This window comes from Shinella sp. WSD5-1, from assembly GCF_963942435.1.
In the GTDB taxonomy this organism is placed as follows: Bacteria; Pseudomonadota; Alphaproteobacteria; order Rhizobiales; family Rhizobiaceae; genus Shinella; species Shinella yambaruensis.
This window is the reverse complement of the sequence record NZ_OZ012600.1, coordinates 290,887-315,622: the sequence shown is the minus strand read 5'-3', so window position 1 is coordinate 315,622 and position 24,736 is coordinate 290,887. Positions and strand designations below refer to the sequence as shown.

Here is a 24,736-nt window from a genome sequence, read left to right as displayed (position 1 = left end):
CTCTCCTTGGTGTTTTGAAATGACAAAAGTCCAATAGCCCGAATCCTGGTACTATGCAAGCACAAAGAACCGGCGCTTGGCGAAGCCCGCGGAACATGCGACAAGGCACAGGCCATCCAGGAGCGCCGATGACCCAGATAGCCAGCACCCTTGCCCACGAGATCGCCCGGCTCGTGCATGCCGAGCGGCTGGCGCCCGGCGAGCCCCTGACCGAGCGCAGCCTTGCGGAACGCTTCCTCGTCTCGCGCTCGCCGATCCGCACGGCGCTGCGCGAACTGCAGCGCGCCGGCGTGCTGACGGCGGCCGAGCGCGGCGGCTTCAAGGTGGCCGATCCTTCCGCCGCGAAGGCGCTTGCCGCCAGCACGCCGGCGCCCGACGGCGGCGAGGAGGTCTATCTCGCCATCGCCCGCGACCGGCTGGCCGGCGAGATCCCCGACCGGACGAGCGAGAACGAGCTCCTGCGCCGCTACGGCATCACCCGCCCGCGCCTGCAGGCCCTGCTCAGGCGCATGTCGGAGGAGGGCTGGGCGGAGCGGCTGCCGGGGCACGGCTGGCGCTTCCTGCCGGTGCTGACCTCGATGGAGACCTACCGGCAGAGCTACAGCTTTCGCCAGGCGATCGAGCCGGCCGCGCTGCTGGAGCCGGGCTTCACGCTCAACCGGCCCGTGCTGGAGCGGCATCTCGAACAGCAGCGCCGTTTCGTGGCGGGGGAGATCCTGGAGATCTCGGCCGTGCGCCTGTTCGAGACGAACAGCGAGATGCACGAGGCGATCGCCGAATGCAGCCGCAACGCCTTCTTCATCGAAAGCCTCCGGCGCGTCGACCGGCTGCGCCGGCTCATCGAGTACCAGCAGCGGGTGGACCGCGAACAGGCCCGCCAGCGCTGCGCCGAACATGTGCACATCCTCGAACTGGTGCTGGACGGCCGGAATGGAGAGGCCGCCGAGGCGATGCGCCAGCACCTGAGCGCGCTTGGCCCGCTGAAGGCGCCCGCGCCCTGAACCGGCGGCGGGGAATTCGCGCTACCTGGTGCGGGTCCGCAAGGCTCCAGATTCTTGTTCTGCCGCATTATCCGACGCCGAAGCGACTTCGCTTCGGCTGGAAATGCTCTAGTGTGCTCGCGGCTTGGCCCGGCGCGGGACAGAATCGGCAACACGAGGGAAACGACCCCATGAGCAACCATCTCTTCGACGCGATCCGGGCAGCGGCACGGCCGGAGGCGATCTTCATCGAGACGGGCGACGGGCGTCGATGGACCTATGGCGACATGATCGCGCTTTCGGGACAGCTCGCCGGCACCCTCGCCGCGCGCGGCGTGCGCCCGGGCGACAGGGTCGCCGTGCAGGTGGAAAAGAGCCCCGAGGCGCTGATGGTCTATCTCGCCTGCGTCAGGGCCGGCGCCGTCTACCTGCCGCTCAACACCGCCTATACGCTGGCCGAACTCGACTATTTTATCGGCGATGCCGAGCCGAGCCTGGTCGTCGTCTCGCCGGGTGCCCGCGAGGGCGTCAGCCCCATCGCCGGCAAATACGGCGCCGGGGTCGAAACGCTGGACGACAAGGGCGGCGGCTCGCTGCTGGAGCTTGCGGCGGACGAGGAGACCGATTTCCTCGACGCGGAGCGCGGCGCCGACGACCTCGCGGCGATCCTCTACACCTCCGGCACGACGGGCCGCTCCAAGGGCGCGATGCTGACGCACGACAACCTGCTGTCCAACGCGCTCGCCCTTCGCGACCACTGGCGCTTCACCCGCACCGACCGGCTGATCCATGCCCTGCCGATCTTCCACACGCACGGCCTGTTCGTCGCCTCGAACGTCACGCTGCTGTCCGGTTCGTCGATGTACCTGCTGCCGAAGTTCGATGCCGACGAGGTGCTGCGCCTGATGGCGGAGGCCACCGTGATGATGGGCGTGCCGACCTTCTATGTCCGCCTCGTGCAGCATCCCGGCCTGACGCCGGCGGCAACGGCCGGCATGCGGCTCTTCGTCTCCGGCTCCGCGCCGCTGCTCGCCGAAACCCATCGCAGCTTCTCGGAAAAGACCGGCCATGCCATCCTGGAGCGCTACGGCATGACCGAGACCAACATGAACACCTCCAACCCCTATGATGGCGATCGCATTGCCGGCACGGTGGGCTTCCCGCTGCCGGGCGTGTCGCTGCGCGTCACCGAGCCGGAGACCGGCAGGCCCCTGCCGGACGGCGAGACCGGCATGATCGAGGTGAAGGGGCCGAACGTCTTCAAGGGCTACTGGCGCATGCCGGAGAAGACGGCGGCGGAGTTCCGCGCGGACGGCTTCTTCATCACCGGCGATCTCGGCCTGATCGACGCGCGCGGCTACGTGCACATCGTCGGACGCGGCAAGGACCTCGTCATTTCCGGCGGCTACAACATCTATCCGAAGGAGGTGGAAACCGAGATCGACGGCATGCCCGGCATCGTCGAGAGCGCGGTCATCGGCGTGCCCCATCCCGATTTCGGCGAGGGCGTGACGGCCGTCGTGGTGCGCCAGAAGGGCGCGGCCATCGACGAACAGGCGGTGCTCGACGGGCTGAAGGACCGGCTGGCGCGCTACAAGCAGCCCAAGCGCGTGCTCTTCGTCGAGGACCTGCCGCGCAACACGATGGGCAAGGTGCAGAAGAACGTGCTGCGCGAGAGTTATGCCGACCTCTATTCCGCCGGATCATAGGCGCCGTCCCGCACGATGGCGGCAGCCGGCCGCACCGCCCGATCTTCCGCGCAAGCCCCGGGAATTTGGCTCTATCGGCCCGCTCGCGGCTGTCGTACAAACGGGCGGCGGGCGCCACGCTTCCACCCTGCCTTCGTGCAAGGCGCGGGAGAGGCGGCGCGCCAAGGCAGACAGGATTGGAAGGAAAGACCATGGACGTGATTTTCACCCCGGAACTGACGGTTTGCGGGATCGAGGAACTGCCCAGCCAGCGTGACCGCAAGGTGACCCATGTGCTGTCCATCGTCGACCCCGACCTCCCCGAGCTCGAGACCTTCGCCACCTATGGACGGCACCACCGCACGACGCTGCGCTTCCACGACATCATCGCCGCGCTGCCCGACCAGGTGATGCCCCGCCCGGACCATGTCGAGGCGATCCTTGAGTTCGGCGCGGATTTCCAGGCGCGGCAGGACCGCGCGGCGCCGAGCCACCTCCTCGTCCATTGCCACATGGGCGTGTCGCGCTCGACGGCCGCCATGCTGGCCCTGATGGCGCAGGCCAGCCCCGACGAGCCGGCCGAAGACCTCTTCACCCGTCTCGTCGCCATCCGTCCGCAGGCCTGGCCGAATTCGCAGATGGTCGGCTTTGCCGACGCGCAGCTCGGCCGCAGGGGCGAACTGACGGCCGCGCTCGGCCGGCACTACGGCCGCCAGATCAGGAGCCGCCCGCAATATACCGAGTGGATGACCAAGCTCGGCCGCGAGGCCGAGCTGCGCATGGCCGTGCTCGACTGAGCGGCGCCCTCCCCGCCAGCGGCCGGTGACAGGCCGGGGTGCCGCGGAAAACGCGCGGCTCCGACGGGCTGGATGCCCGCTGCCCCGTCTCAATCGGCGACGGAGACGTCCGGCGCGACGGAGCCGATATTGTAGCCTTCGAGCTGGGCGGCCGCGCCGTTCTTTTGCGGGAAGTTGAGGATGGTCGCGGTGCCCGGCGTGACGGGAACGACGCGCGAGGGCGGCAGGTCGAGGAATTCGTGGCAGACGGCACGGATGACGCCGCCATGGGCGACGATCAGCAGATCGCCCTCCGTGCGGGACATCCAGTCGTGCACGCCGTCGGCGACGCGGCCGCGGAAGGCGCTCCAGGTCTCGCCCCGCGTCGGGGTGAAGATGCCGGCGCGCCAGGCGACGTAGTCCTCGGGATGGTCGGCGATCAGGTCCGGCTTGCGAAGGCCCGTCCATGCGCCCATGTCGAGTTCGCGGAACCGCTCGTCGGAGGGGGCGTCGGGATGGCCGATGAGCGCGACGGTCTGGCGGGTGCGGCCGAGATCCGAGGCGATGATGCGGGCCGGCTTCAGCGCCCTGGCATAGGGACGGAAGCGCTTGACCTGGGCGACGCCGCGCTCGGACAACAGCGAATTGTCCTGGCCCTGCAGCCGCTGCTCGGCGTTCCATTCCGTTTCGCCGTGACGCATGAGGATCAGCCTCATTGATGTATCCTTTCTCCAGTGGCGGCGAAGACCGCATCGGGTGTGCGAATGAACGAGAGGGGGATCGGCTCGCCGGGCGTTGCCGTGAAATAGCCGTCCGCCATGCCGGTGATGCGCAGCTCGCCGATCATCGCCGTCACCATGGTGCGCCCGGCGATCGGCGCGGCCTCGGCAAAGCGCGCCGTCAGCGAGGGCATGCCGGCAACGACGCCGACGCCGACATCCTCGGCGCGGTAGAGGAGCTGCGCTTCCGCCCGCCCGCCGGCGAGCGCGGCCGGCGCGAGGGCCAGGTCGTTGAAGAGGAGGGCGTCGCCCTCCCGGCGCACCGGCAGGAGATTGGCCGGCGGCGTGCCGAGGAAGGTGGCGACGAAGGTGGTCTGAGGGTTGCGCAGGAGGTCGATCGGCTTGCCGAACTGCTCGACGCGGCCATTGTTGAGCACGGCGACATGGGTCGCCATCGTCATCGCCTCCACCTGGTCATGCGTGACGTAGACCGAGGTCGCGCCCGTCGCCCGGTGGATGCGCATCAGCTCGCTGCGCATCTCGATGCGCAGCTTGGCGTCGAGATTCGACAACGGCTCGTCGAAAAGCAGGATGCTCGGCTCGGGCGCGATGGTGCGGGCGATCGCCACGCGCTGCTGCTGGCCGCCGGAAATCTCGGCCGGATAGCGCTCGGCAAGCGCGTCGATGCCGAGCAGGGCGAGCACCTCCCTCACCCGCCGCTCGCGCTTTTCGCGCGGCCATCTCGCGACCTTCAGCGGCCAGGCGATGTTGCCGGCAACGGTCATGTGCGGCCAGAGCGCGTAGCTCTGGAAGACGAGCCCGGCATTGCGCCGGCCGGCATCGGCGATGACGCCGCCCGCGCCGCTGGAGACGGTCTGCCCGACGAAGGCGATCTCGCCCTCGCTCGGGCTTTCCAAGCCGGCCAGCATGCGCAGCAGGGTCGACTTGCCGCAGCCCGACGGGCCGACGAGGACCAGGAAGGCACCGGGCGGAACGGAGATGTCGACGTCCTTCACGGCGGTGAAGGCACCGAACCGCTTGACGAGATTGCGGATCTGGATGGCGTCCGCGGCGCCTGTGGCAAGGGCGTTCATGTCTCTTTCCATTTCTGGACGCGGTTCTGCAGGCCATGGGCGAGGAAGGAGGCAGCAAGGCAGACCACGAGGATGACGAGGGTGATGGCATTGGCGAACTGCATGAAACCTTCGGCCGCATAGCGGTAGGCGACCATGCTGAGCACCGGCGAGGTGGCGGTGAAGAGCAGCACGACCAGCGAGAGGTCGCGCACCATCTTCACGAAGACGAGGATCGCCCCGGCGAACAGGCCCCGGATCGCCAGCGGGAAGATGATGGCGAAGAGGCGCCGCACGAGGCTCGCGCCGGTCAGCCGGGCGCTTTCCTCGATATCGGCCGAGATCTGCCCGAGCACGGAGCGGCCGGACTGCACGGCGAAGGGCAGGTTGTGCGCCGAGGCCGCGATGACCAGCAGCGCGAAGGTGCCGTAGAGCGAGGGCAGCGGACCGATGGGCGCGCCGTAGAGCGCGATATAGGCCGCGGCGAAGGCGATGCTCGGGATCAGCAGCGGCAGGAAGGCGAGCTGGCTGAGCACGGTGGCGATGAGGCTGCCGCGGCGCTGCACGATCGTATAGGCGAGCGCAAGGCCGAGCAGCATGGTGGTGAAGGCAACGACGAGGCCGAGGCGGATCGTGGTCCAGAGCGCATCGAGCAGCACGGGATTGCGGAAGATGCCGGCCTGGCCCTGCGCCATCTGGCCGCCGCCCTCGCCGATCCAGAAATGCAGCGTCCAGTTGGAGAACAGCGCGCCGCTCTGCGGGGCAAGGCTGGAGGCCGCGAGCACCAGAACGGGCAGAACGGTGGTGGCGAAGCCGATGAGCACGGCGAGCGCGAAGAGCGGCCAGCGCCAGCCGCCGAGCGGAAAGCGCTTGGTGCGCCCGCCCTTGCCGGTGACCGTGATGAAGGCCTTGCGGCCGGAGACGATGCGGTCGGAGAGGAAGAGGAACAGCGCCGAGACGGCGATCAGAAGCAGCGCGATGACGAAGCCGCGCTCGTTCTGCCCCGTCTCGATCATGCCGAAGAGGCGGGTGGAAAGCGTCTGCATGCGCACAGGCAGGCCGAGCAGCGCGGGCGCGGCGAAGTTGGAGACGGCGCCGGCGAAGGTGAGCGAGGCGGCGGCGACCAGCGCGGGCGTGACGACCGGCAGGATGATGCCGAAGAAGATGCGGGGGCGCCTGGCGCCGGCCATCTGCCCGGCCTCGACGAGATCGGCCCCGACGGAGCTGAGCGCGGCGGCGATGATCGTGTAGGCGAGCGAATAATAGTGCGCGATGAGCACGATCGCCGTGGGGATGAGGCCCCAGGCGAGCCAGTCGGGAATGGCAAGGCCGTTCGTCTCGAAGAAGCCGGCCGAACCGCCGAGGCGGGAATTGCGGAACAGCGTGCCCCAGGCGAGCGCGGCGGCGAAGCTCGGGATCATGTAGGGCAGCGTCGCCATCAGGGTGAGGAAGCGCCGGCCCGGCACGTCGGTGAGCACGACCAGCCAGGCAAGGAAGCCGCCCATCAGGAGGCAGCCGCCGGCCACGCAAAAGCCGAGGATCATCGTGTTGAGGAGCGGGCGCCACCACAGATTGGCGGAGAGCCGGCTGGCGAGCACCGCCTGCCAGGCTTCCAGACCCTCGGGCGTCAGCGTGGACAGGAGAATGCGCAGGAGCGGCGCGACGACGAGGACGGCGACGATGGCGATGAGCAGCGCCGGCAGGAGAAAGCCCGATCGGAGCAGGCGCCTGCCCGATGGCACGGAAAGCGACGTGGATGTCATGGTGATCCTCCGCGTCCACCGGCGCCCGAAAGCGCGCCGGTGGACGGGTCCGTTACTGAAGCGTGATGATGAGGTCGGCGATGCGGCCGCGCGCGGCCGCCGTCTTCGCCGGATCGATCGTCCAGGCCTTCAGCTCGCCGAGCTTGACGGAATCGGGATGGTCGGCGATCGCCTTGCGCACCGCATAGTCGCCCGGCACGTTGAAGGGCTCGAAGCCCGGCCCGCCGGTCGGCGTGTCGTCGCCGAACATGAAGTCGATCAGGAGGCGCGCGGCGGCCGGATGCGGCGCCTTGTCGGCGATCGTCAGCACCGCCGGGAAGAGGATGCCGTTCGCCGGCTCGACATTGTTGGCGACCTGCAGCGCCCAGCCTTCCTTCTCGTTGTCGCGGCGGTCCGAATAGGTGCCGAAGCCGACGGGCGGGTTCTTGGCGTTGACGTCGCCGATCGACTTGTTGAGCACGTCGCTGTTGGGCAAAAGGATGAGGTCGTTTTCGAACAGTGCCTTGATGAACTGCTCGCCGGCGCCCTCGAGGCCGTCCTCGACCTCGATGTCCTTGCCGTACTGCGCCTTGTAGGCCGCCGCCATCTCGTCGGGATGCAGCGCGATCTCGGTGAGGAGGTCGAGCAGTTCGCCGCGCTGGCTCGGATCGACCATCAGCACCCGGCCCTGCCATTCCGGCTCGGTGAGCTGCCAGAGATTGGTCACGGGCGAACCGCCCGGGAAGGCCTTCTCGTTGTACATCAGCACCTTGGTGGAGAGGCGCTGGGTGAGCAGCGGCGCCTTGTAGCGGTCCTCCAGCTCGTCCGCCACGCGCGGCGGCACGTAGTTCACGACGCGCTTTGCCTCCACAAGCTTCGTGAAGACGACGGGCGTATCGGCGATGTAGAGCACGTCGACGGCATGGACGCCGGCCTGCTGCTCGGCCTCCACGCGGGCGATCTGCTTGGTCGAGCTCATGTCGACGCCGATCAGGTCTATGCCCGGATAGGCCGCCTCGAAGGCCGCCTCGATCCTGGCGATGCGGCTCGACAGCGAGAAGACCGTGACGCTGCCCTCCTTCTGGGCGAGCGGCAGCAATTGCTCCGGCGTCAGGCTGTCGAGATCCTCGGAAAACGCGATGCCCGGCAGGGCGAGACACGCCACGAGGGCGGATGCGTATACGCATTTCAACATGGTTTCCTCCTCCATTTTCTCACGTCAGTCGAAGTCGTTGAACAGCTCCGACAGTTTCTCCAATCGCCCGATGACCTCCCGCTCATGCCGTCCGGCGATCGTCAGCACGATGCCGTTGACGATGGCGAAGGGGATCGTCGGGGTCTGGAATTCGCTTCCCGAGCGCCCGCGCGGGGCGGCGAGCATCAGATCGGCGGCGGGCTCCATCAGCGGCCCGGCAAGATCCGAGACGAGGATGGTGCGCGCGCCGACCCGCGCGGCATGGCGCACCAGCGGCCCGTAGCTTTGCGGCTGCTTGCGGAAGGCGAGCGCGACGACGAGGTCGCCCGCCTCCATGCCGACCAGCCGTTCGGCAATGTCACGGCCGCGGCCCGTCAGCGCGATGGTCGTCATGCCGAACCGGTCGAGCCGGCGCTGCAGGAAGCCGGCGACGGACTGGGCATGGCCCTGGCCGAAGACGAAGACGCGGCGCGCCTCGAAGATCATGTCGGCGGCACGGTCGACATCGGCCTGCGGCACGGCGCGGGCCAGCGTCTCCAGCGCGGCGATCTCGGCCGTGATGAGGTCGGAAAGGTAATCGCCGTGCTCGACCTTGGCGACCGAGCGGCGCATGCGGTTGGCCGCGTCCTGGTCGAGCAGCACCTCGCGCTGCAGTTCGGCCCGCAGGTCCGGAAAGCCCTTGTAGCCGAGCTTCTGCGCCAGCCGCGTCGCCGTCGCCTCATGCACGCTGGCGCGCTGGGAAAGCTGCGGCCCGGACAGGAACGCCGCCTCCGCGCGGTTTTCCAGCATGGCGGCGATCAGCTTCTGGTCCGCCTCCGTCAGCTTCCTGGACTTGGCCTTTATGCGATCGAGAAGGGTCATGGCGCTCGACAAGGTTGTTTGCAGCGCCGATGGTGTTGGCAAAGCGCCTTGCAGTCAAGACGGCCACCGCAAGATTCCTTGCAAGGCTCTGCAAGGCCGCGCCCCGGGTAGGACCGCGACAGGCAATTCGGCAGGAAAAACAAGGCACGGGAACCAGCGGCTCCGAAACGCGGAGCCGCGACCGGACGGCCGGGCATGCGGGGGGGCGCCGGCGGCCTCGCTACCGCTCGTTCCGGTGAATGTCGCGCTGGGTGATCAGGCGGGCGCTGTTGCGGCCGGTGGCATAGGACCACAGCCAGCTCAGCGCCACGGCGATGCGGCTGCGGGTGCCGATCAGGAAGAAGATATGGGCGATGCCCCAGAACCACCAGGCCAGTGCGCCCTTCAGCTGGATGCGGCCGAAATCCACCACCGCCGCGCTCCTGCCGATCGTCGCGAGATTGCCGGAATGGCGATAGCGGAAGCGCGCCGGCGGCGGCTTTCCGGAGAGGCGCGCGCGCAGCAGCCCGGCCACGAAGCGCCCCTGCTGCTTGGCCGCCGGCGCGATGCCCGGCACCGGCGTGCCGTCCTCGTTGAGCACGCTCGCCGTGTCGCCGATGACGAAGATTTCGGGATGGCCGGGCACGCTGAGATCCGGCCCGACCCGCACGCGCCCCGCCCGGTCGACCTCCGCGCCGAGCCAGGCCGCGGCGGGAGACGCCTTCACGCCCGCCGCCCAGATGACCGTGCGGGCGGCGATCTCGTTTTCGCCGATGCGCACGCCCTCGTCCGTGATGTTCGTCACCGCCTCGCCCGTCTGCACGCTGACGCCGAGCCGGGTGAGCGCCGCCTGCGCATAGGCCGACAAGCTCTCGGGAAAGGCCGGCAGGACGCGCGGCCCCGCCTCGACCAGGATCACGCGGGCGGTGCGCGTATCGATGGTGCGGAATTCCTTCGGCAGGATGTGCTGCGCCAGTTCGGCGATGATGCCGGCAAGCTCGACTCCGGTCGGCCCGGCGCCGATCACCACGAAGGTCAACAGCGCCGCGCGCTCCTCGGCGCTCCCGGAGACCTCGGCCTTCTCGAAGGCGAGGAGCACGCGGCGGCGGATCGTCGTCGCGTCCTCGAGCGACTTCAGGCCCGGTGCCGCGCCCTCCCATTCGTCGTGGCCGAAATAGGAATGCCGGGCGCCGGTGGCGAGCACCAGCGTGTCGTAGGCAAGCGGCGCGCCCTCCTTGAGGCGGACGAGGCGTGCCGCCTCGTCGATGCCGACCACCTCGCCGAGGATCGTCGTCACGTCCGCGCGCGTCTTGAAGAGGTTGCGGATCGGCCAGGCGACGTCCGAGGTGGGCAGGATCGTCGTCGCCACCTGGTAGAGCAGCGGCTGGAAGAGGTGGTGGTTGCGCTGGTCGACGATCGTGATGCGCAGCCCCGGGAACCGCAGCGCCTTGACCAGCGCGAGGCCGGCAAAGCCCGCACCGACGACGACGAGGTGGTGGGTGTTGGAGGAAGGCACATCCTGCATGTTCGTCATCCCGCTTGTCCTCTTCCACACGCAGACGCCGCGAACGAGGCGGCGCCCCGTTCGCGGCGTGCGTTTCATGCTGTTTCAGGGCAAGCGCCGCGCCCGCACCGGCGCGGCCGCGGCCCTGCCGTCAGACCTTCACCACGCTGGCGGTGTAGATCTCGTCGATCGTCCTGCCGAGGCTGGCATTGAACTCGGCATCGTTCATCGTCACGCGCAGATCCTCGGTGAGGGCGCGCGAGAAACTGGCGATCATGCCGTGGTTGCGGCTGAGCTTCTCGCAGGCATCCGCCCGGCTGTAGCCGCCCGAAAGAGCGACGACGCGGGTGACCGCCTTGTGGTCGACGAGCGGCCTGTAGAAATCCGCGACCGTCGGGATGGTGAGCTTGAGCATCACCTTCTCGCCCGCCGGCAGCGCATCGAGTTCCCGGGCGATCTCGTCGCGCAGGATCGTCTCGGCCTCCTCCTTGCTCGGGCTCTTGATCGAGACTTCCGGCTCGATGATGGGCACGAGGCCGTGGCCGAGGATCTGCCGGCCGACCGCGAACTGCTGCTTCACCACGGCGGCGATGCCGGCCCTGTCGGCATGGGCGATGACCGAGCGCATCTTGGTGCCGAAAATGCCCTTCTTCACCGCGCGGGCAAGCAGGGCGTCGAGATCGGGCATGGGCTTCATCACCTGCGCGCCGTCCTCCTCGGCGGCAAGGCCCTTGTCGACCTTGAGGAAGGGCACGACGCCGCGCTCCTCCCACAGATAGGACGGCACCGACCTGCCGCCGGCCTCGCCGTCCATGGTCTTCTCGAACAGGATGGCGCCGATCACCTTTTCGCCGGTGAAGGCAGGCGCCGTCATGATGCGCACGCGCATCTCGTGCATCAGGCGGAACATCGCCTCCTCGCCGTCATAGTCGGTCTCGGCGATGCCGTAGAGCCGGAGGGCGCCGGGCGTCGATCCTCCGCTCTGGTCGAGGGCGGCGATAAAGCCCTCCTTGCCGGTCATCTGCGCCATCATCCTTGCATCGGCCATGGTTTCCTCCCTGTTGCGGGCCGGGACGCGGCGCGCCCCGCCCTGATCTCGTCTTCCCCGCCGCCCGGCCTCATGCCGGAAGGCCGGCCTTGCGGTAGCCCTCGACGAAATGCGCCCGCGTCGCGGCATCGCGGAACGGCTCCGTCTCGGCCCATTGGCTGGTCGAAAAATGCGGGTTCGCGACCAGGAACAGTTCGACCTCCGCCCGCGCCTCGTCGAGCCGGCCGAGCTGGGCAAGGCTTGCCGCCAGGAAACGGCGCGAGCCCGTGCGGTAGGTCTCGTCCCGGGTCAGCGTCTCGACGGCGGCCTCATAGGCGCCGGCGGCATATTGCGCCTGGCCGAGCGTCAGATAGTACCAGCTCGCCGGATAGGGATTGAGCCGGAACGCCTTGCGGATCTGCTCCAGCCCCTCCTCGATGCGCCCGGCGAGGACGAAGATGTCGGAGAGGGTGGCGAAGGTGTCGGCCTCGTTCGGATCGAGCGCGATGGCTCTTGCGAATTCCGCATCCGCCTCGTCGAAGCGGCGCTCGTAGGCGAGCAGGTTCGCCAGCACCCAGCGGCAGCCCGCGTCGTTGGGATCGATCGCGACGGCCTTTTCCGCAAGGGCAAGGGCGAGGCGGCGGGCCGGCTCCTCCGGCTCGCCCCAGTGCACCCAGCCCATCCAGTGGTTCATGGCGAGCCAGCGATAGGCCTCGGCATAGTGAGGGTCGAGCGCGACGGCGCGCGTCAGCATCAGGTGCGCCTCGCGCGCCGTCTGCGGCGAATCGTCGATCAGCTTGCGCGCCCGCACGCACAGGTCGTAGGCTTCGAGGTTGTTCGGCCGGTTGCGCGGCGGCGGGGCGCGCAGGCGCCCGAGCAGCGCCTCGACGATCTTGCCGGCGACCTCGTCCTGCACGGCGAAGATGTCGTCCAGGCTGCGGTCGAAACGTTCGGCCCACAGGTGGTCGCCGTTCTGTGCATCGACCAGCTGCGCGTTGATGCGCACGCGCCCGCCGGCGTGCCGCGCACTGCCCTGCAGCAGGTAGCGCACGCCGAGATCCTCGGCGATGGCGCGCACATCCGCCGCCCGGCCCTTGTAGGCGAAGACCGAGTTGCGGGCGATGACGAAGAGGCCGGGCATGCGGGAAAGGTCCGTGATGAGATCTTCCGTCAGCCCGTCGGAAAAGCTCTCCTGCTGCGGATCGCTGCTGACATTGACGAAGGGCAGCACGGCGATCGACGGCCTGTCGGGCAGCGGACGGGGCATGCGATCCACCCGATGCGGCGCGATGGCCCCGGTGAAGCGATAACCGACGCGCGGCACCGTCGAGATCCATTCGCCGCCGCCTTCGGCCGGGCCGAGCAGCTTGCGCAGCTGGGCGATCTGGACGGTGAGGTTGCCCTCCTCGACGGCCGTGCCGGGCCAGGCCGCATCCATCAGCTCGGCCTTGCCGAGGATTTCGCCGGGCCGCCCGACGAGCGCGGCAAGCAGCTTCAGCCCGCGATGGCCGACGGCAACGGGGTCGTCGTTCCGAAGAAGCGTTCCCGCACCGGAATCAAGCACGAACGGACCAAAGGCAAAGCGCGATCCCTGCATAGGGCGCATCTATAACCGGTTTTGGAAGTTTTTGAGAACTTTTTGGGAAGGTTTAAGGACGGTTCCCGTCCGCCTCCCGCACAATCCAGCCTTCAGGACCGGGTTTTCCCCGAAAATCCGATGGAGGTTGCCATGACCCACATTCGCGCGGCAAGACTGCCCGCCCCGCCCGGCCTTGCAAGCCTCGGTGCCCTTCTGGCCGCCTGGGACGCCCGCCTGCGCTTTCGCTGGGACCTCGCGCGCAAGGCGGCGGAGACCCCGCACCTGATCGCCGATATCGGCCTCACGCGCGACGAGGTCGCCGCGGAGATCGCCAAGCCGTTCTGGCGGGTATAAGACGGGACCATGTCGAGGTTTGCATGACGGCCGAAAGCACGACAGCAGGTGAGGAGCGCGGCATTCCGTGGGCCGCGATGGCCGGCATCATCGCGACCGTGTCGGTCTTCGCCCTGGCGCAGGGGCTGACCTATCCGCTGCTCAGCTTCATCCTGGAACGGCAGGGCACGACGCCCGGCCTCATCGGCCTGTCCGCCGCCATGACGCCGCTCGGCTTCATCGTCTCGGCGCCGCTCATTCCGGTGCTCGCGCGGCGCGTCGGCGCGGCGCGGCTGGCGGTCCTGTGCGCGCTCCTCGCCGCGCTCACGCTTGCGGCCATCGGGCTCGTGCAGGACGTGCGGGCCTGGATGCCGCTGCGTCTTCTCCTCGGCGTCTTCGCCAATCCGCTCTATGTGATCAGCGAGACCTGGCTGATCGCGCTCACGCCCGCCGCGCGCCGCGGCCGCATCCTCGGCCTCTATTCCTCGGTCGTCTCGGGCGGCTTCGCCATCGGTCCGCTGTCGCTCGGCCTTGCGGGCACGGCGGGCTGGGCGCCGTTCCTCGTCGGCATCACCGCCTTCGTCCTCTGCAGCCTGATCGTTTTCGCCGTCGCCCGGCGCCTGCCGGACCTGCCGCGGGAAGGCGAGACGGCATCGGTCGGCGGCATTTTCGCGCGCGCGCCGCTCCTCCTCTTCGCGGTCTTCACCGCGGCGGCCTTCGAGCAGACCTTCGTGTCGCTCTTTGCGGTCTATGGCGCGGCGCTCGGCAGCGGCGAGGCCCGCATCGCCGCGCTCATCACCGTGTTCATCGCCGGCAATGCCGTGCTGCAGGTCGTGCTGGGGCGCATCGCCGAGCGCTGCGGGGCGGCGCGCACCATGCTGGCCTGTGCGCTTGCCGCGCTTTTCTTCTGCCTGCTTCTGCCGCAGGCCTTTGCCGCCTGGCCCGTCTGGCCGCTGCTCTTCGTCTGGGGCGGGGTCTCGTTCGGCATCTACACCATGGCGCTGATCCAGCTTGGCGAGCGCTTCACCGGTCAGGCGCTGATCGCCGGCAATGCCGCCTTCGCCCTCGTCTGGGGCATCGGCGGCATGACCGGCTCGCCCGCGGCGGGCCTCGCCATGCAGCTGATCGGCCATCAGGGCCTGCCGGCCGCGCTCGGCCTCCTGTGCGCCGTGCTGGCCCTCCTCTTGATGGCGCGGCGACGGCGGGCCTGATCGGCCTTATGCGGTCCCGTTCGCCTCCAGCTTGTCCTGCGTCTTCGTGTCGAAGTCGGCGGCGTCGTGGCGCTCGTGCAACTGCTCGGACGGATCGCCGCTCAACCGGTTCACCATGCGGCCGCGCCTGACCGCCGGGCGGGCCGCGATCTCGGCCGTCCAGCGCTGGACGTTGCCGTAGCTCCGGACATCGAGGAAGGTGCCGGCATCGCCATAGGCCTGGTTGAGCGCGAGGTTGCCGTACCACGGCCAGATGGCCATGTCGGCGATCGTGTAGTCGTCGCCGGCCATGAACCGGTTGTCCGCCAGATGCCGGTCGAGCACGTCGAGCTGGCGCTTCACCTCCATGGCATAGCGGTCGATGGCATATTGGATGCGCATCGGCGCATAGGCATAGAAATGGCCGAAGCCGCCGCCGAGGAAGGGCGCCGAGCCCGTCTGCCAGAACAGCCAGTTGAAGGTTTCCGTGCGGGCGCGCAGCGCGCTCGGCAGGAAGGCGCCGAACTTCTCGGCGAGATAGAGCAGGATGGAGGCGGATTCGAAGACGCGCACCGGCGCGCCGCCGCCCGCCGGCGCGTGGTCCATCAGCGCCGGGATCTTGGAATTCGGATTGACCGCGACGAAGCCGGAGCCGAACTGGTCGCCATCGCCGATGCGGATGGGCCAGGCATCGTATTCGGCGCCCGCATGGCCGGCGGCCAGAAGCTCCTCCAGCATGATCGTGACCTTCACGCCGTTGGGCGTGGCGAGCGAATAGAGCTGCAGGGGATGCTTGCCGACCGGCAGGTCCTTGTCATGCGTCGGGCCGGCAATGGGGCGGTTGATATTGGCGAAGGCACCGCCATTGCCCTTTTCCCAGGTCCATACCTTCGGAGGCTCGTAGCCGGCGGGGAAATTGTCGGCAGGGGATTTCTCGGTCATGAATCAATCCTTGTCTTTGCGCGAACGCATCCGGCCTGCCGGATGCACCTTGCTCCATATAGGAAGGCGAAAGCAGTTTCTTATCCCCTCCCGCGGTTCCCGTGCAACGCAGGGTCATCGCCTCTGACGTTCGACGGTGCCGCACATCCCCTTCTCCCCCGCGGGGAGAAGGTGGCCCGAAGGGTCGGATGAGGGGGTGGCTCCATGCGGATCGTTTGCGCCTTCGACACCCCCCTCATCCGCCTGCCGGCACCTTCTCCCCGCGGGGGAGAAGGGGAAGAAGGCAGCGGTTTTCTTCCATAGGCGATGACCCGCCTTCAACGGGGCAGGATCACGCCGGAATGGCGCGGGGCTATGGCGGATGCCGGGCGGTTGGCGCATAGTCCGCCGCCGAGAGGCAAGACACATGAAATACGATTACTGCGTCATCGGCGGCGGCATCGTCGGGCTGGCAACGGCCATGCGGCTTCTGGAGGATCGTCCCGGCAGCAGCCTGGTCCTCCTGGAGAAGGAGGCGGCGCTCGGCCGGCACCAGACCGGCCACAACAGCGGCGTCATCCATGCCGGCATCTACTATCCGCCCGGCAGCCTGAAGGCCGAGCTGTGCCGCGAGGGCGCCGCCGCCACCAAGGCCTTCTGCGCCGAGAACGGCATCCGCTTCGAGACCTGCGGCAAGCTTCTCGTCGCCACCTCCGATCTCGAAATGCAGCGCATGGACGCGCTTTACGAACGCTCGAGGCAGAACACGATCGAGGTGCACCGCCTCGGCGCGGACGAATTGAAGGACCGCGAGCCGAATATCCGCGGCCGCGGGGCGCTCTTCGTGCCCTCGACCGGCATCGTCAGCTATGCCGAGGTCTGCGAGGCCATGGGACGCCGCATTGCGGCCCTCGGCGGCGAGATCCGCCTGTCCACCCGCGTGACCGGCCTTCGCGAGGCACCGGACGCGGTGACCATCGGGTCGGACGGCGAAAGCTGGCAGGCGCGCAAGCTGGTGGTCTGCGGCGGTCTCCAGTCGGACCGGCTCGCCCTTCTCGCCGGCCTGTCGATCACGCATCGCATCGTGCCCTTCCGGGGCGAATATTACCGCCTGCCCGCCGACAGGAACGACATCGTCCGCCACCTGATCTACCCTATTCCCGATCCCGCCTTGCCCTTCCTCGGCGTCCACCTGACCCGGATGATCGACGGCAGCGTGACGGTCGGGCCCAATGCCGTGATCGGCTTTGCCCGCGAGGGCTATCCGCGCCTTTCCGTCAACCTGTCCGACATGGCCGACTACGCGCTGTTCCCCGGCTTCTGGAAGACCGTGTTCGCCAACCGGAAATCGGCCGTGACGGAGCTGCGCAACTCGCTCTGGAAACCGGGTTATCTCGCGCAATGCCGGAAATACTGCCCGGGCCTTAAGCTTGCCGACCTCCTGCCGCACGAGGCCGGCATCCGCGCCCAGGGGGTGGGGAGGGACGGCACCCTCATCCACGACTTCCTGTTCGTCCAGACGGAGCGCATGCTGCATGTCTGCAACGCGCCCTCCCCCGCCGCCACCTCCGCCATCCCGATCGCCAGGATGATCGCCCGCCGCCTGATGCGGGAGCCGTGACGGGCACGCCGGAACGATGCCGCTTCGGCTGCGCCCTAGCGAAGCCAGCCGTCCACCGCGGCGGCGGCGGCAAGGACCCGTTCGTCGCTGTCCTTCGGCCCCGAGAGAAGGAGCCCGACGGGCATGCCGCCGGCCCCCGTGCCGCAGGGCAGCGAGACGCCGCACCAGTCGAGGAAATTGCCGACGAGCGTGTTGCGCAGCGTCTTGCCGTTGGTCTGGAAGAACAGGTCCTCGTCGTCGAGCAGCGGCTGGACCGGCGGGGCGACATGGGGAAGCGTCGGGCTGATGAGGATATCCTGCGTGCCGAGCCGCGCCTCGAAGGCGGCCGTCAGCCTTTCGCGGGCGGCCAGCGTTTCGAGATAGTCGGACAGCGCGATCTTCTCGCCGAGAAGCGTGCGCTTGACGACGCGGGGATCCATTTCGGCCGCCGCCGGGCCGGTGATGCGCGCGCGGTGGAGCACGAAGGCCTCAGCGGTCACCAGCGCGCCGTGCCGCGCCATCACGTCGAAGACCGCGGAGAATTCCGGGAAGGCCTGCCGGCGGATGCGGGCGCCCGCCCGCGCCAGGCGCTCGACGGACGCTTCGAACGCGGCGACGACCTCCCGCTCGGCCCCGTCGAAGAACACGGTCTCGGGAATGACGAAGGAGAGATCGGCGGGGCTGAGGCGCGGCAGCGGGCCGGCGGCCGCCTGCCCGCGCATGGCGGCGTCGATCCACACCGCATCCTGCACGGTGCGGCAGAGCGGGCCGAGCGAATCGAGGCTTTTGGCCAGCGGGAACACGCCGTCCATGGCATAGCGCCCGCGCGTCGCCTTGTAGCCGACGATGCCGTTGAAGGCGGCGGGGATGCGCACCGAGCCGCCGGTATCGGTGCCGATGGAAACGGGCACGAGCCCCGCGGCGACCGCGACGCCCGAGCCGGAGGAGGAGCCGCCCGGAATGCGGTGCTCGCCGGCCGGCGAGGCCGGGTTGCGCGGCGTGCCGTAATGCGGATTGATGCCGAGGCCGGAAAAGGCGAACTCGCTCATGTTCACCCGCCCGACGCTGACCATGCCGGCGCCGGCGAGCGCCTGCACCACGGCCGCGTCGCGGCCTGCGGGCGCCGCATCCTTCAGCACGCGCGAGCCGGCGGTGGTCGGCAGGCCCGCAATGTCGAAAAGGTCCTTCCAGGCGATCGGCACGCCATCCAGCACGCCGTGCGAGCGCCCTTCGCGCAGGCGCCGCCGCGCGGCCTCCGCTTCCGCCTTCGCCCGCTTCTCCAGAAGAACGGTGAAGATCGCGGCGTCCGGATGGGACCGGATGGCGGCAAGCGTCTCTTCGGCGAGCGCGACGGGATCGAGCGCGCCCGATTGCAGGAGCACGGAAAGCTGGGCGATCGACCGCGGCTCTGTCGTCATCGTCAAATGTCCTTCTCTGCGCGCCCGACGAGCTGCATCCAGCGGCGGACGAGATAGTTGTGTTCATCCATGGTCGTGTTCCAGACGGCGATGCCGTTGGCGCGCTGCCAGTAGGAACCGCCGCTGCGCACCGCACCGCGCTTGACGCGGACGGCGCCGTCGGGACCCGGCAGGTCCTCCCGCGCGGCGAGGCCTTCATACCAGTAGTCCCACTCGGCGGCGCTCATGTAGCGGCGCGAGCGCTCCGGGGTGGAGATATAGTAGCCCTGCCGGGCGACGACCGCGCCCGGCCAGCCGGAAATCCACCAGTTGAGATAGTCGTAGGCGACATCGAGCATGCGGCCGGAAAGCCGCCGGGAAAGGCACAGGCCGCCGTGCCAGGCGCGATAGCCCTCCACCGGGGTCGCCTGCTCGACGGGGAAACCCCGGCCGTTAAGGATGCCGATGCCCGTCGACCACATGCTCTGGATGTCGGTTTCGCCGGCCACCATCAGCCCCGCGGCCTCTTCCGCCGTGCGCCAGAACCCCCGGAAGAAGCCCGCCTTGCGCCGCGCCTCCAGGATATCCATCAGCTCGTCGATCTCCGCCACCGTCATGTTGCCGATATTGCCGAAGCTCATCAGGCCGGCCGCCTGCGCGGCGAGCGCGGCGTCGAAAATGCCGATCGCCGGCTCGTCGACGAGCGCGGCGCGGCCGCTCCAGCGTTCGTCGAGCAGCGCGGCCCAGCTGTTCATCGGCGCAAGGGGATCGGCGGCATCGCTGCGATAGGCGAAGCTGTCGAAATTGTGCGTCGTCGGCAGCATGGAGATGCGGCCGGTCGGCGTGTCGCCGAGCGCGAGGCTCGGCTGGACATAGAGCTTGCGCGCCGGCACGTCGCCCTGGCCCATGCGGGCGCTCGGGCCGATCTGGCCGGTCTTCGTCAGGTCGTTGATCTCGTCCCAGAGCGCAATGCGGGCAATCTCGATCGGCTGGATGGCGCGCCAGTACCAGACGATGTCGAGATTGTGGAAACACTGGTCGTAGATGTCGTAGCGGTCGGGCTCCTGCGCGGCCTTGTGCTGGGTGACGATGAAATCGTTGTTGTCGAAGCTGACCTCGATGCCGAGATCGGCCTCGGCCTTCACGCGCAGCTCCTCCAGAAGCGAGATGGCCGTGCCGAGCACGCGCAGCTTCGGCTTGCCCGCCGTATGGACGGCCGGTGCGGCCGGTTCCGGTTTCGGGGAATGCTTGTTCATCAAGGGCTCTGGGCGTTGCGAACCGGTGCGGCTGCCTCTGGCTGCGGACTGTCTGCGGCCTTCCCGGCAAGCGCGAAGGCGTTGAAGGACCGTTTCAACAGGTTCGGATCGAGACCGTCAACAATAAAGACGATGCGCGAGGAGCGCTCCCCCGCCGGCCAGGCGTCCATATGCACGGGCGGATGGACGAGATGCTGCACGCCATGCACCGCCACCGGCCGGTCCTCGCCCGCGATGTCGAGCATGCCCTTCACCCGCAGCACGCGCTCGCCATGGCGGTTGAGCAGCATGGTGAGCCAGACGCCGAAGCCGGTCCAGTCGATCGGGGTATCGACGGTGATCACGAAGGAGGAGATGGCCGCCTGGTGCGGCGTACCGTCCGCCGTCACCAGCCCGGCGGGGGCATCGCAGTAGAAGCCGCTCGCCGATTGCAGTCTTGCCGCCCGCTGCGCCGTGTCATCGCCGAAGAGCGCATCGGCGCCCGGCCCATCGGCCGCCGCGATGTGGCTTACCGCGTCCGGGTTGAGCTCGGCAAGCCGCGAAAGCAGGCGCACCAGAGCGGCATTGCCCGGGCAAAGATCCGCCTTGGTGACGACGATGCGGTCGGCGATGGCCGCCTGCCGGTTCGATTCGACATAGGTGTCGAGCTGGGCGAGGCCGTTGACGGCATCGACGGTCGTCACCACGCTGCCGACACGAAAATGATGGCGCAGCACGGGATCGGATTTCAGCGTCGAGAGCACCGGGAAGGGATCGGCAAGACCCGTGCTCTCGATGACGACGCGGGTGAAGGGCGGCACGAGGCCGCGGTCGCGCTTCGAATGGAGATCGCGCAGCGCCTCGGCCAGCTCGCCGCGCACGGTGCAGCACACGCAGCCCGACTGCAGCAGCACCATCGTGTCGTCGATGCGCTCGACGAGATGATGGTCGAGGCCGACCGCACCGAATTCGTTGATCATGACGGCGGTATCGGCGAGCGCCGGATCGGCAAGCAGGCGCTTCAGCAGCGTGGTCTTGCCCGAGCCGAGGAAGCCGGTCAGCAGATGGACGGGCGTGAAGGCGGGAATGTCAGCCATCGCTTACGCTCTCCATGCGCGCGATCAGCACGGGATCGAGCGGATCGCAGGGACGGCCGGCAAGGCGCTCGGCGGCCGGCCAGAGGTGGCCGAGGTCCTCGATCATCTCGCTCTTGCCGGTGCGCGTCGCCAGCACGAAGGATGAGCCCTGCCAGTCGGAAAGGCCCATGCCGAAGGCGGCGAGCACGCGGTTGACAGCTGTCACCCGCCGGGCGCGCTCGCGTCGCCGGTCGAGCCGCTCGACATTGCGCGTGTAGACGCCGGGCCGCGCGGCCGCGTCCGTCCAGTGCTGGTCTCCGCCGATGACACCGCATAGGGAGCACATGGGGTTTCGTCCTTTCTTCCTTGGTGCACCCCCCTCTGGCCTGCCGGCCATCTCCCCCTCAAGGGGGGAGATCGGATGGAGCACCGTTTCGCCCATCTCCAACGTCGCTCTTGGATCAGGAGTCCCGCCCCCTGCCAATCTCCCCCCTTGAGGGGGAGATGGCCGGCAGGCCAGAGGGGGGTGCTCGCCCCTACTTCTTCCGCGGCGACCGCCGCGCAAAATCATCCGCGACCTCGTCCATCGTCACGAACTTCACGCCCGGATGCCTGATCATATGCGCATAAAGCCGCTCCAGCATCATCAGCACCTGCGGCCGGCCGGCGACGTCGGGGTGGATGGTGATCGGGAAGACGGCATAGTCCATCTCGCGGTAGACCCAGTCGAACTGGTCACGCCACATCTCCTCCAGATGCCGCGGATTGACGAAGCCGTGGCTGTTCGGCGATTTCTTGATGAACATCATCGGCGGCAGGTCGTCGAGATACCAGGAGGCCGGGATCTCGATGAGGTCGGTCTCGTGCCCGCGCTTCAGCGGCACCATCCAGTCCGACGGCTTCTTCGAATAGTCGATCTTGGTCCAGCTGTCGCCGACGCGCACGTAATAGGGCGTGAAGTCGTTGTGCATCAGCGAGTGGTCGTACTTGATACCCCGCTCCAGAAGCAGCTCGTTGGTGACGTTGGAGAACTCCCACCACGGCGCGACATAGCCGGTCGGGCGCTTGCCCGAGAGTTTCGAGACGAGCTCGATGCTCTTGTCGAGCACCTCCGTCTCCTGCTCGCGCGTCATGGCGATGGGGTTCTCATGGGTATAGCCGTGGATGCCGATCTCGTGGCCGGCCTCGGCGACGGCCTGCATCTGCTCGGGAAAGGTCTCGATCGAGTGGCCGGGGATGAACCAGGTCGTCTTGACGCCGAACCGCTCGAAGAGCTTGAGGAGGCGCAGGCTGCCGACCTCGCCGGCGAAGATGCCGCGCGAGATGTCATCCGGCGAATCCTCGCCGCCATAGGAGCCGATCCATCCGGCCACCGCGTCGACGTCGACGCCGAAACTGCACAAAATCTCTTTTGCCATTTTGTATCTCCTTGGTTCCCTCAAAAAAGGATCAATGGGCCGGGATGACCGTCGCCTCGGCGGGGTTCCAGCTCAAAAGAACGGGGGTTCCGGCCGGGAACGCGCCCGGGCGGTACTTGTCGACATGGGCTTCGAGCGCGACGGCCCGCCCGTCCTGAAGCCGCGCCGTCAGATGCGCGATATGGCCGACGACCTCCGAGCGCTCGATGCGGGCGTCCACCCGGTTCTTCGCGCCGGACAGCGCCGCCTCGCCCGCCGCATGCACCTCGATCGCCTCGGCCGGCACGACGAGATTGACGCGGCCCTTCTCGGCGAGCGCGCCGTTGGCGCGGCCGCAAAGCGTGCCGATGCCTGTCGTCACCACCACGTCCTCGCCCTCGCTGCCGGCGACCTCGCCCGCAAGCACGGTGTTGCGGCCGATGAACTGCGCGACGAAGGGCGTGTTCGGGCGGGTGTAGAGCTGGTGCGGCGGGCTCACCTGCTCGATGCGGCCCTGGTTCATCACTACGATGCGGTCGGAGAGCGCCAGCGCCTCCGACTGGGCGTGCGTGACGAAGATGAAGGTGACGCCGAGGCTCTTCTGCAGGAGCTTCAGCTCGTTCTGGATGGCCTTGCGCAGATTGGCGTCGAGCGCGCCGAGCGGCTCGTCGAGCAGCAGGATATCCGGCTCGACGACGAGGCCGCGGGCGAGCGCGATGCGCTGGCGCTGGCCGCCGGAGAGTTTCTCCGGCTTGCGCTCGGCGATGTCCTCAAGGCCGAGCGTCGCAAGGATGCGGTCGACCTTCGCCTCGCGCTCGCCTTTGGGAACACCCTTGACCTCCAGCCCGTAGCCGACATTGCGGCGCACGCTCATATGCGGGAAGAGCGCGTAGTTCTGGAAGATCATCGAGGTCGGGCGGCGCTGCGGCGGCACGTCGTTCATCCGCTCGCCGCGGATCAGCATGTCGCCGGAGGAAATGCCCTCGAAGCCGGCGATCATGCGCAGCGTCGTCGTCTTGCCGCAGCCGGACGGGCCGAGGAAGGCGATGAACTCGCCCTTGCGGACGGACAGGTTGAAGTCGATGACGGCGGGCGTGCCATTGTCATAGACCTTGCCGACATTGTTGAGTTCGAGGTCGAACAGCATCAGGAAATCTCCGGTCGCGGACCGGGGCCACGCGCGCCCCGGTCCTTCGTCTTGGGATCAGGCGTTGAGGAACTCGTCCCACTTCTGGATGAGGTGGTCGTATTCGTCCGGCCACTGGTGCCAGTAGGCGACGTTCTTCGCGCGCTCCTCCAGCGAGCCGCCGTCGCGCAGGTCCCCCTCCTTGATGCCGCGCTCCTCCGCGCCGACCCAGGGCTTGCCCTCGTACCAGAAGGCGTATTTCTCCGGGGACATGACGTCCTTGATGTTGGTGGAGGGCGAATAATAGCCCTGTTCGGAGACCGTGATGCCGGGCTCGCCCGAGAGCCAGTAGTCGGCATAGGCGATGACGGCGTCGCGGTTGGCCGTGCCGGCGATCATCGAGGGGCCGATCGCCCAGCCGCGATAGCCTTCCTTCGGCACGGCGTATTTGCAGGCCTTGCCCTGCGCCTTGACGGCCATGACGGCCGGCTGCCAGGCGTCGCAGACGACCATCTCGCCCGAGGCCATCAGGTTGACCAGCTCGCCGAAATCGCCCCAGAGCGCGCGGAACTGGCCTTCCTTCTTTTTGGAGACGAGGAAGGCGGCAGCCTCGTCGATCTCGGCGGCGGTCGGGTTGCCGGGGTTCTTCACATCCGACAGGCCGAGCGTGTTCATCGCCATGATGGCTTGGCCGAAGGCGATGAGCGGGTCGGTGTTGAGGCCCGACTTGCCCTTCCACTTCGCATCGAAGATCGCCGTCCAGGTGTTGGCCTCCTCGTCGGAGAGCACATCCGGATTGTAGCCGATGGAATCGTAGTTGTAGACGGCGGGCACCATGTTGAGCACGGTCTGGCCCTCGTCCGCCCAGATCTGGCCGACAATCTGCGCGGCGCGGTCCCACTTGTCGCTCGCCGTGGTGAAGGTGTCACGGATATTGGCCCAGTTCTTCAGCGAGGCGGCCGGGATCGTCTCGACATTGTCGGTCATGACGATGGAGGGCAGGCGCTCGGCGATGATCTCCCAGCAGTCGTAGTCCTTCGAGCCCGAGAGGATCTTCGTCTGCGCGTCCGGGAAGGTGGCGGCGGTGCCCGAGGTGCCGCCGACGCCGGAGGCCTTCTTGAACTCCTCAAGGATGCGCTCCTGCACCGTCACGGAAAGGCCGATGGTGCGCAGCTGCTGGCCGGCGAGGTCAGCGGCCTGCGCGAAGGCCATGCGCGAGGAGAGGAACGGCGTGCCGCCGCCCATCGCCAGCGCCATCACCCCGGCCGAGCGCTTGAGGAGCGAGCGGCGATTGATTTCCGACTTGAACATGTCTCTTCTCCAGTTGTTATCGTTCCC

22 protein-coding genes are annotated in these 24,736 nt (G+C 68.3%); 6 read left to right on the top strand and 16 right to left on the bottom strand.

Features of this window, described 5'->3' with window-relative positions:
* Window positions 1-128: 128 nt before the first annotated feature.
* The 3 genes from AABQ55_RS31890 (at window position 129) to AABQ55_RS31880 (ending at window position 3,465) form a co-directional block, all read left to right on the top strand.
* Window positions 129-1,001 (top strand): GntR family transcriptional regulator, encoded by an 873-nt coding sequence (locus tag AABQ55_RS31890; RefSeq protein WP_244768862.1) that lies wholly within the window; start codon window positions 129-131, stop codon window positions 999-1,001.
* A gap of 170 nt (window positions 1,002-1,171) precedes the next feature.
* On the top strand, window positions 1,172-2,689 hold the full coding sequence (locus AABQ55_RS31885) for a malonate--CoA ligase (RefSeq protein WP_272808893.1): 1,518 nt from the start codon (window positions 1,172-1,174) through the stop codon (window positions 2,687-2,689).
* A gap of 191 nt (window positions 2,690-2,880) precedes the next feature.
* Window positions 2,881-3,465, top strand: a complete 585-nt coding sequence (locus tag AABQ55_RS31880) for a tyrosine phosphatase family protein (RefSeq protein ID WP_272808892.1) — start codon at window positions 2,881-2,883, stop codon at window positions 3,463-3,465.
* 89 nt (window positions 3,466-3,554) lie between these two features.
* Here the strand turns inward: AABQ55_RS31880 and AABQ55_RS31875 are convergent, their stop codons facing one another.
* The 8 genes from AABQ55_RS31875 to AABQ55_RS31840 all read right to left on the bottom strand — a co-directional run bounded on the left by AABQ55_RS31875 (window position 3,555) and on the right by AABQ55_RS31840 (window position 13,141).
* Window positions 3,555-4,160, bottom strand: coding sequence for a histidine phosphatase family protein (locus tag AABQ55_RS31875; RefSeq protein WP_272808891.1), 606 nt, complete (start codon window positions 4,158-4,160; stop codon window positions 3,555-3,557).
* Window positions 4,157-5,257 carry an ABC transporter ATP-binding protein gene (locus AABQ55_RS31870; RefSeq protein WP_272808890.1) on the bottom strand — a complete coding sequence of 367 codons (1,101 nt, stop codon included), beginning with the start codon at window positions 5,255-5,257 and terminating at the stop codon, window positions 4,157-4,159. The genes AABQ55_RS31875 and AABQ55_RS31870 overlap by 4 nt, the downstream gene beginning before the upstream one ends.
* Window positions 5,254-6,999, bottom strand: a complete 1,746-nt coding sequence (locus AABQ55_RS31865) for an ABC transporter permease (RefSeq protein WP_272808889.1) — start codon at window positions 6,997-6,999, stop codon at window positions 5,254-5,256. Before AABQ55_RS31865 ends, AABQ55_RS31870 begins: the two co-directional genes overlap by 4 nt.
* A gap of 52 nt (window positions 7,000-7,051) precedes the next feature.
* Window positions 7,052-8,173, bottom strand: a complete 1,122-nt coding sequence (locus AABQ55_RS31860) for an ABC transporter substrate-binding protein (protein ID WP_272808888.1) — start codon at window positions 8,171-8,173, stop codon at window positions 7,052-7,054.
* Window positions 8,174-8,197: 24 nt separating this feature from the next.
* Complete coding sequence (locus AABQ55_RS31855) at window positions 8,198-9,034, bottom strand: MurR/RpiR family transcriptional regulator (RefSeq protein WP_272808887.1); 837 nt, start codon at window positions 9,032-9,034, stop codon at window positions 8,198-8,200.
* A 220-nt stretch (window positions 9,035-9,254) separates the two neighbouring features.
* Window positions 9,255-10,538 (bottom strand): NAD(P)/FAD-dependent oxidoreductase, encoded by a 1,284-nt coding sequence (locus tag AABQ55_RS31850; protein ID WP_272809010.1) that lies wholly within the window; start codon window positions 10,536-10,538, stop codon window positions 9,255-9,257.
* Between the two features lie 130 nt (window positions 10,539-10,668).
* Window positions 10,669-11,565, bottom strand: a complete 897-nt coding sequence (locus AABQ55_RS31845) for a fructose bisphosphate aldolase (RefSeq protein ID WP_272808886.1) — start codon at window positions 11,563-11,565, stop codon at window positions 10,669-10,671.
* Window positions 11,566-11,635: 70 nt separating this feature from the next.
* Window positions 11,636-13,141 carry a winged helix-turn-helix domain-containing tetratricopeptide repeat protein gene (locus tag AABQ55_RS31840; RefSeq protein ID WP_272808885.1) on the bottom strand — a complete coding sequence of 502 codons (1,506 nt, stop codon included), beginning with the start codon at window positions 13,139-13,141 and terminating at the stop codon, window positions 11,636-11,638.
* 132 nt (window positions 13,142-13,273) lie between these two features.
* On the opposite strand from AABQ55_RS31840, the gene AABQ55_RS31835 reads away from it, so the two are divergent.
* Window positions 13,274-13,477, top strand: a complete 204-nt coding sequence (locus tag AABQ55_RS31835; RefSeq protein ID WP_272808884.1) for a DUF1127 domain-containing protein — start codon at window positions 13,274-13,276, stop codon at window positions 13,475-13,477.
* A 23-nt stretch (window positions 13,478-13,500) separates the two neighbouring features.
* Window positions 13,501-14,667: an MFS transporter gene (locus tag AABQ55_RS31830; RefSeq protein WP_272808883.1), complete on the top strand. Its 1,167-nt coding sequence runs from the start codon at window positions 13,501-13,503 to the stop codon at window positions 14,665-14,667.
* A gap of 6 nt (window positions 14,668-14,673) precedes the next feature.
* Here the strand turns inward: AABQ55_RS31830 and yghU are convergent, their stop codons facing one another.
* Window positions 14,674-15,588: a glutathione-dependent disulfide-bond oxidoreductase gene (gene yghU / locus AABQ55_RS31825; RefSeq protein ID WP_272808882.1), complete on the bottom strand. Its 915-nt coding sequence runs from the start codon at window positions 15,586-15,588 to the stop codon at window positions 14,674-14,676.
* A 406-nt stretch (window positions 15,589-15,994) separates the two neighbouring features.
* Here yghU and lhgO point away from each other — a divergent pair, with 406 nt between their 5' ends.
* Window positions 15,995-17,188: an L-2-hydroxyglutarate oxidase gene (gene lhgO, locus AABQ55_RS31820; RefSeq protein WP_272808881.1), complete on the top strand. Its 1,194-nt coding sequence runs from the start codon at window positions 15,995-15,997 to the stop codon at window positions 17,186-17,188.
* A 35-nt stretch (window positions 17,189-17,223) separates the two neighbouring features.
* Here lhgO and AABQ55_RS31815 read toward each other — a convergent pair whose 3' ends face one another.
* The 7 genes from AABQ55_RS31815 to AABQ55_RS31785 form a co-directional block, all read right to left on the bottom strand.
* On the bottom strand, window positions 17,224-18,585 hold the full coding sequence (locus tag AABQ55_RS31815) for an amidase (RefSeq protein WP_338341944.1): 1,362 nt from the start codon (window positions 18,583-18,585) through the stop codon (window positions 17,224-17,226).
* 2 nt (window positions 18,586-18,587) lie between these two features.
* A complete protein-coding gene (locus AABQ55_RS31810) occupies window positions 18,588-19,820 on the bottom strand; it encodes an ABC transporter substrate-binding protein (protein WP_244769126.1) in 1,233 nt (410 codons plus the stop codon).
* Window positions 19,820-20,896, bottom strand: a complete 1,077-nt coding sequence (locus tag AABQ55_RS31805; protein WP_272808879.1) for a CobW family GTP-binding protein — start codon at window positions 20,894-20,896, stop codon at window positions 19,820-19,822. Before AABQ55_RS31805 ends, AABQ55_RS31810 begins: the two co-directional genes overlap by 1 nt.
* Window positions 20,889-21,221, bottom strand: a complete 333-nt coding sequence (locus AABQ55_RS31800) for a hypothetical protein (protein WP_244769124.1) — start codon at window positions 21,219-21,221, stop codon at window positions 20,889-20,891. The genes AABQ55_RS31805 and AABQ55_RS31800 overlap by 8 nt, the downstream gene beginning before the upstream one ends.
* A gap of 190 nt (window positions 21,222-21,411) precedes the next feature.
* Window positions 21,412-22,293: a polysaccharide deacetylase family protein gene (locus AABQ55_RS31795; RefSeq protein ID WP_272808878.1), complete on the bottom strand. Its 882-nt coding sequence runs from the start codon at window positions 22,291-22,293 to the stop codon at window positions 21,412-21,414.
* Between the two features lie 31 nt (window positions 22,294-22,324).
* A complete protein-coding gene (locus tag AABQ55_RS31790) occupies window positions 22,325-23,419 on the bottom strand; it encodes an ABC transporter ATP-binding protein (RefSeq protein WP_272808877.1) in 1,095 nt (364 codons plus the stop codon).
* A 57-nt stretch (window positions 23,420-23,476) separates the two neighbouring features.
* Window positions 23,477-24,709, bottom strand: a complete 1,233-nt coding sequence (locus tag AABQ55_RS31785) for an ABC transporter substrate-binding protein (protein WP_064333788.1) — start codon at window positions 24,707-24,709, stop codon at window positions 23,477-23,479.
* Window positions 24,710-24,736: the final 27 nt, after the last annotated feature.

Excerpts from the sequence above, each read along its gene's own strand:
- AABQ55_RS31890 (WP_244768862.1), top strand. The coding sequence starts at position 129 with ATGACCCAGATAGCCAGCACCCTTGCCCACGAGATCGCCCGGCTCGTG.
- AABQ55_RS31885 (WP_272808893.1), top strand. The coding sequence starts at position 1,172 with ATGAGCAACCATCTCTTCGACGCGATCCGGGCAGCGGCACGGCCGGAG.
- AABQ55_RS31880 (WP_272808892.1), top strand. The coding sequence starts at position 2,881 with ATGGACGTGATTTTCACCCCGGAACTGACGGTTTGCGGGATCGAGGAA.
- AABQ55_RS31875 (WP_272808891.1), bottom strand. The coding sequence starts at position 4,160 with ATGAGGCTGATCCTCATGCGTCACGGCGAAACGGAATGGAACGCCGAG.
- AABQ55_RS31870 (WP_272808890.1), bottom strand. The coding sequence starts at position 5,257 with ATGAACGCCCTTGCCACAGGCGCCGCGGACGCCATCCAGATCCGCAAT.
- AABQ55_RS31865 (WP_272808889.1), bottom strand. The coding sequence starts at position 6,999 with ATGACATCCACGTCGCTTTCCGTGCCATCGGGCAGGCGCCTGCTCCGA.
- AABQ55_RS31860 (WP_272808888.1), bottom strand. The coding sequence starts at position 8,173 with ATGTTGAAATGCGTATACGCATCCGCCCTCGTGGCGTGTCTCGCCCTG.
- AABQ55_RS31855 (WP_272808887.1), bottom strand. The coding sequence starts at position 9,034 with ATGACCCTTCTCGATCGCATAAAGGCCAAGTCCAGGAAGCTGACGGAG.
- AABQ55_RS31850 (WP_272809010.1), bottom strand. The coding sequence starts at position 10,538 with ATGCAGGATGTGCCTTCCTCCAACACCCACCACCTCGTCGTCGTCGGT.
- AABQ55_RS31845 (WP_272808886.1), bottom strand. The coding sequence starts at position 11,565 with ATGGCCGATGCAAGGATGATGGCGCAGATGACCGGCAAGGAGGGCTTT.
- AABQ55_RS31840 (WP_272808885.1), bottom strand. The coding sequence starts at position 13,141 with ATGCAGGGATCGCGCTTTGCCTTTGGTCCGTTCGTGCTTGATTCCGGT.
- AABQ55_RS31835 (WP_272808884.1), top strand. The coding sequence starts at position 13,274 with ATGACCCACATTCGCGCGGCAAGACTGCCCGCCCCGCCCGGCCTTGCA.
- AABQ55_RS31830 (WP_272808883.1), top strand. The coding sequence starts at position 13,501 with ATGACGGCCGAAAGCACGACAGCAGGTGAGGAGCGCGGCATTCCGTGG.
- yghU (WP_272808882.1), bottom strand. The coding sequence starts at position 15,588 with ATGACCGAGAAATCCCCTGCCGACAATTTCCCCGCCGGCTACGAGCCT.
- lhgO (WP_272808881.1), top strand. The coding sequence starts at position 15,995 with ATGAAATACGATTACTGCGTCATCGGCGGCGGCATCGTCGGGCTGGCA.
- AABQ55_RS31815 (WP_338341944.1), bottom strand. The coding sequence starts at position 18,585 with ATGACGACAGAGCCGCGGTCGATCGCCCAGCTTTCCGTGCTCCTGCAA.
- AABQ55_RS31810 (WP_244769126.1), bottom strand. The coding sequence starts at position 19,820 with ATGAACAAGCATTCCCCGAAACCGGAACCGGCCGCACCGGCCGTCCAT.
- AABQ55_RS31805 (WP_272808879.1), bottom strand. The coding sequence starts at position 20,896 with ATGGCTGACATTCCCGCCTTCACGCCCGTCCATCTGCTGACCGGCTTC.
- AABQ55_RS31800 (WP_244769124.1), bottom strand. The coding sequence starts at position 21,221 with ATGTGCTCCCTATGCGGTGTCATCGGCGGAGACCAGCACTGGACGGAC.
- AABQ55_RS31795 (WP_272808878.1), bottom strand. The coding sequence starts at position 22,293 with ATGGCAAAAGAGATTTTGTGCAGTTTCGGCGTCGACGTCGACGCGGTG.
- AABQ55_RS31790 (WP_272808877.1), bottom strand. The coding sequence starts at position 23,419 with ATGCTGTTCGACCTCGAACTCAACAATGTCGGCAAGGTCTATGACAAT.
- AABQ55_RS31785 (WP_064333788.1), bottom strand. The coding sequence starts at position 24,709 with ATGTTCAAGTCGGAAATCAATCGCCGCTCGCTCCTCAAGCGCTCGGCC.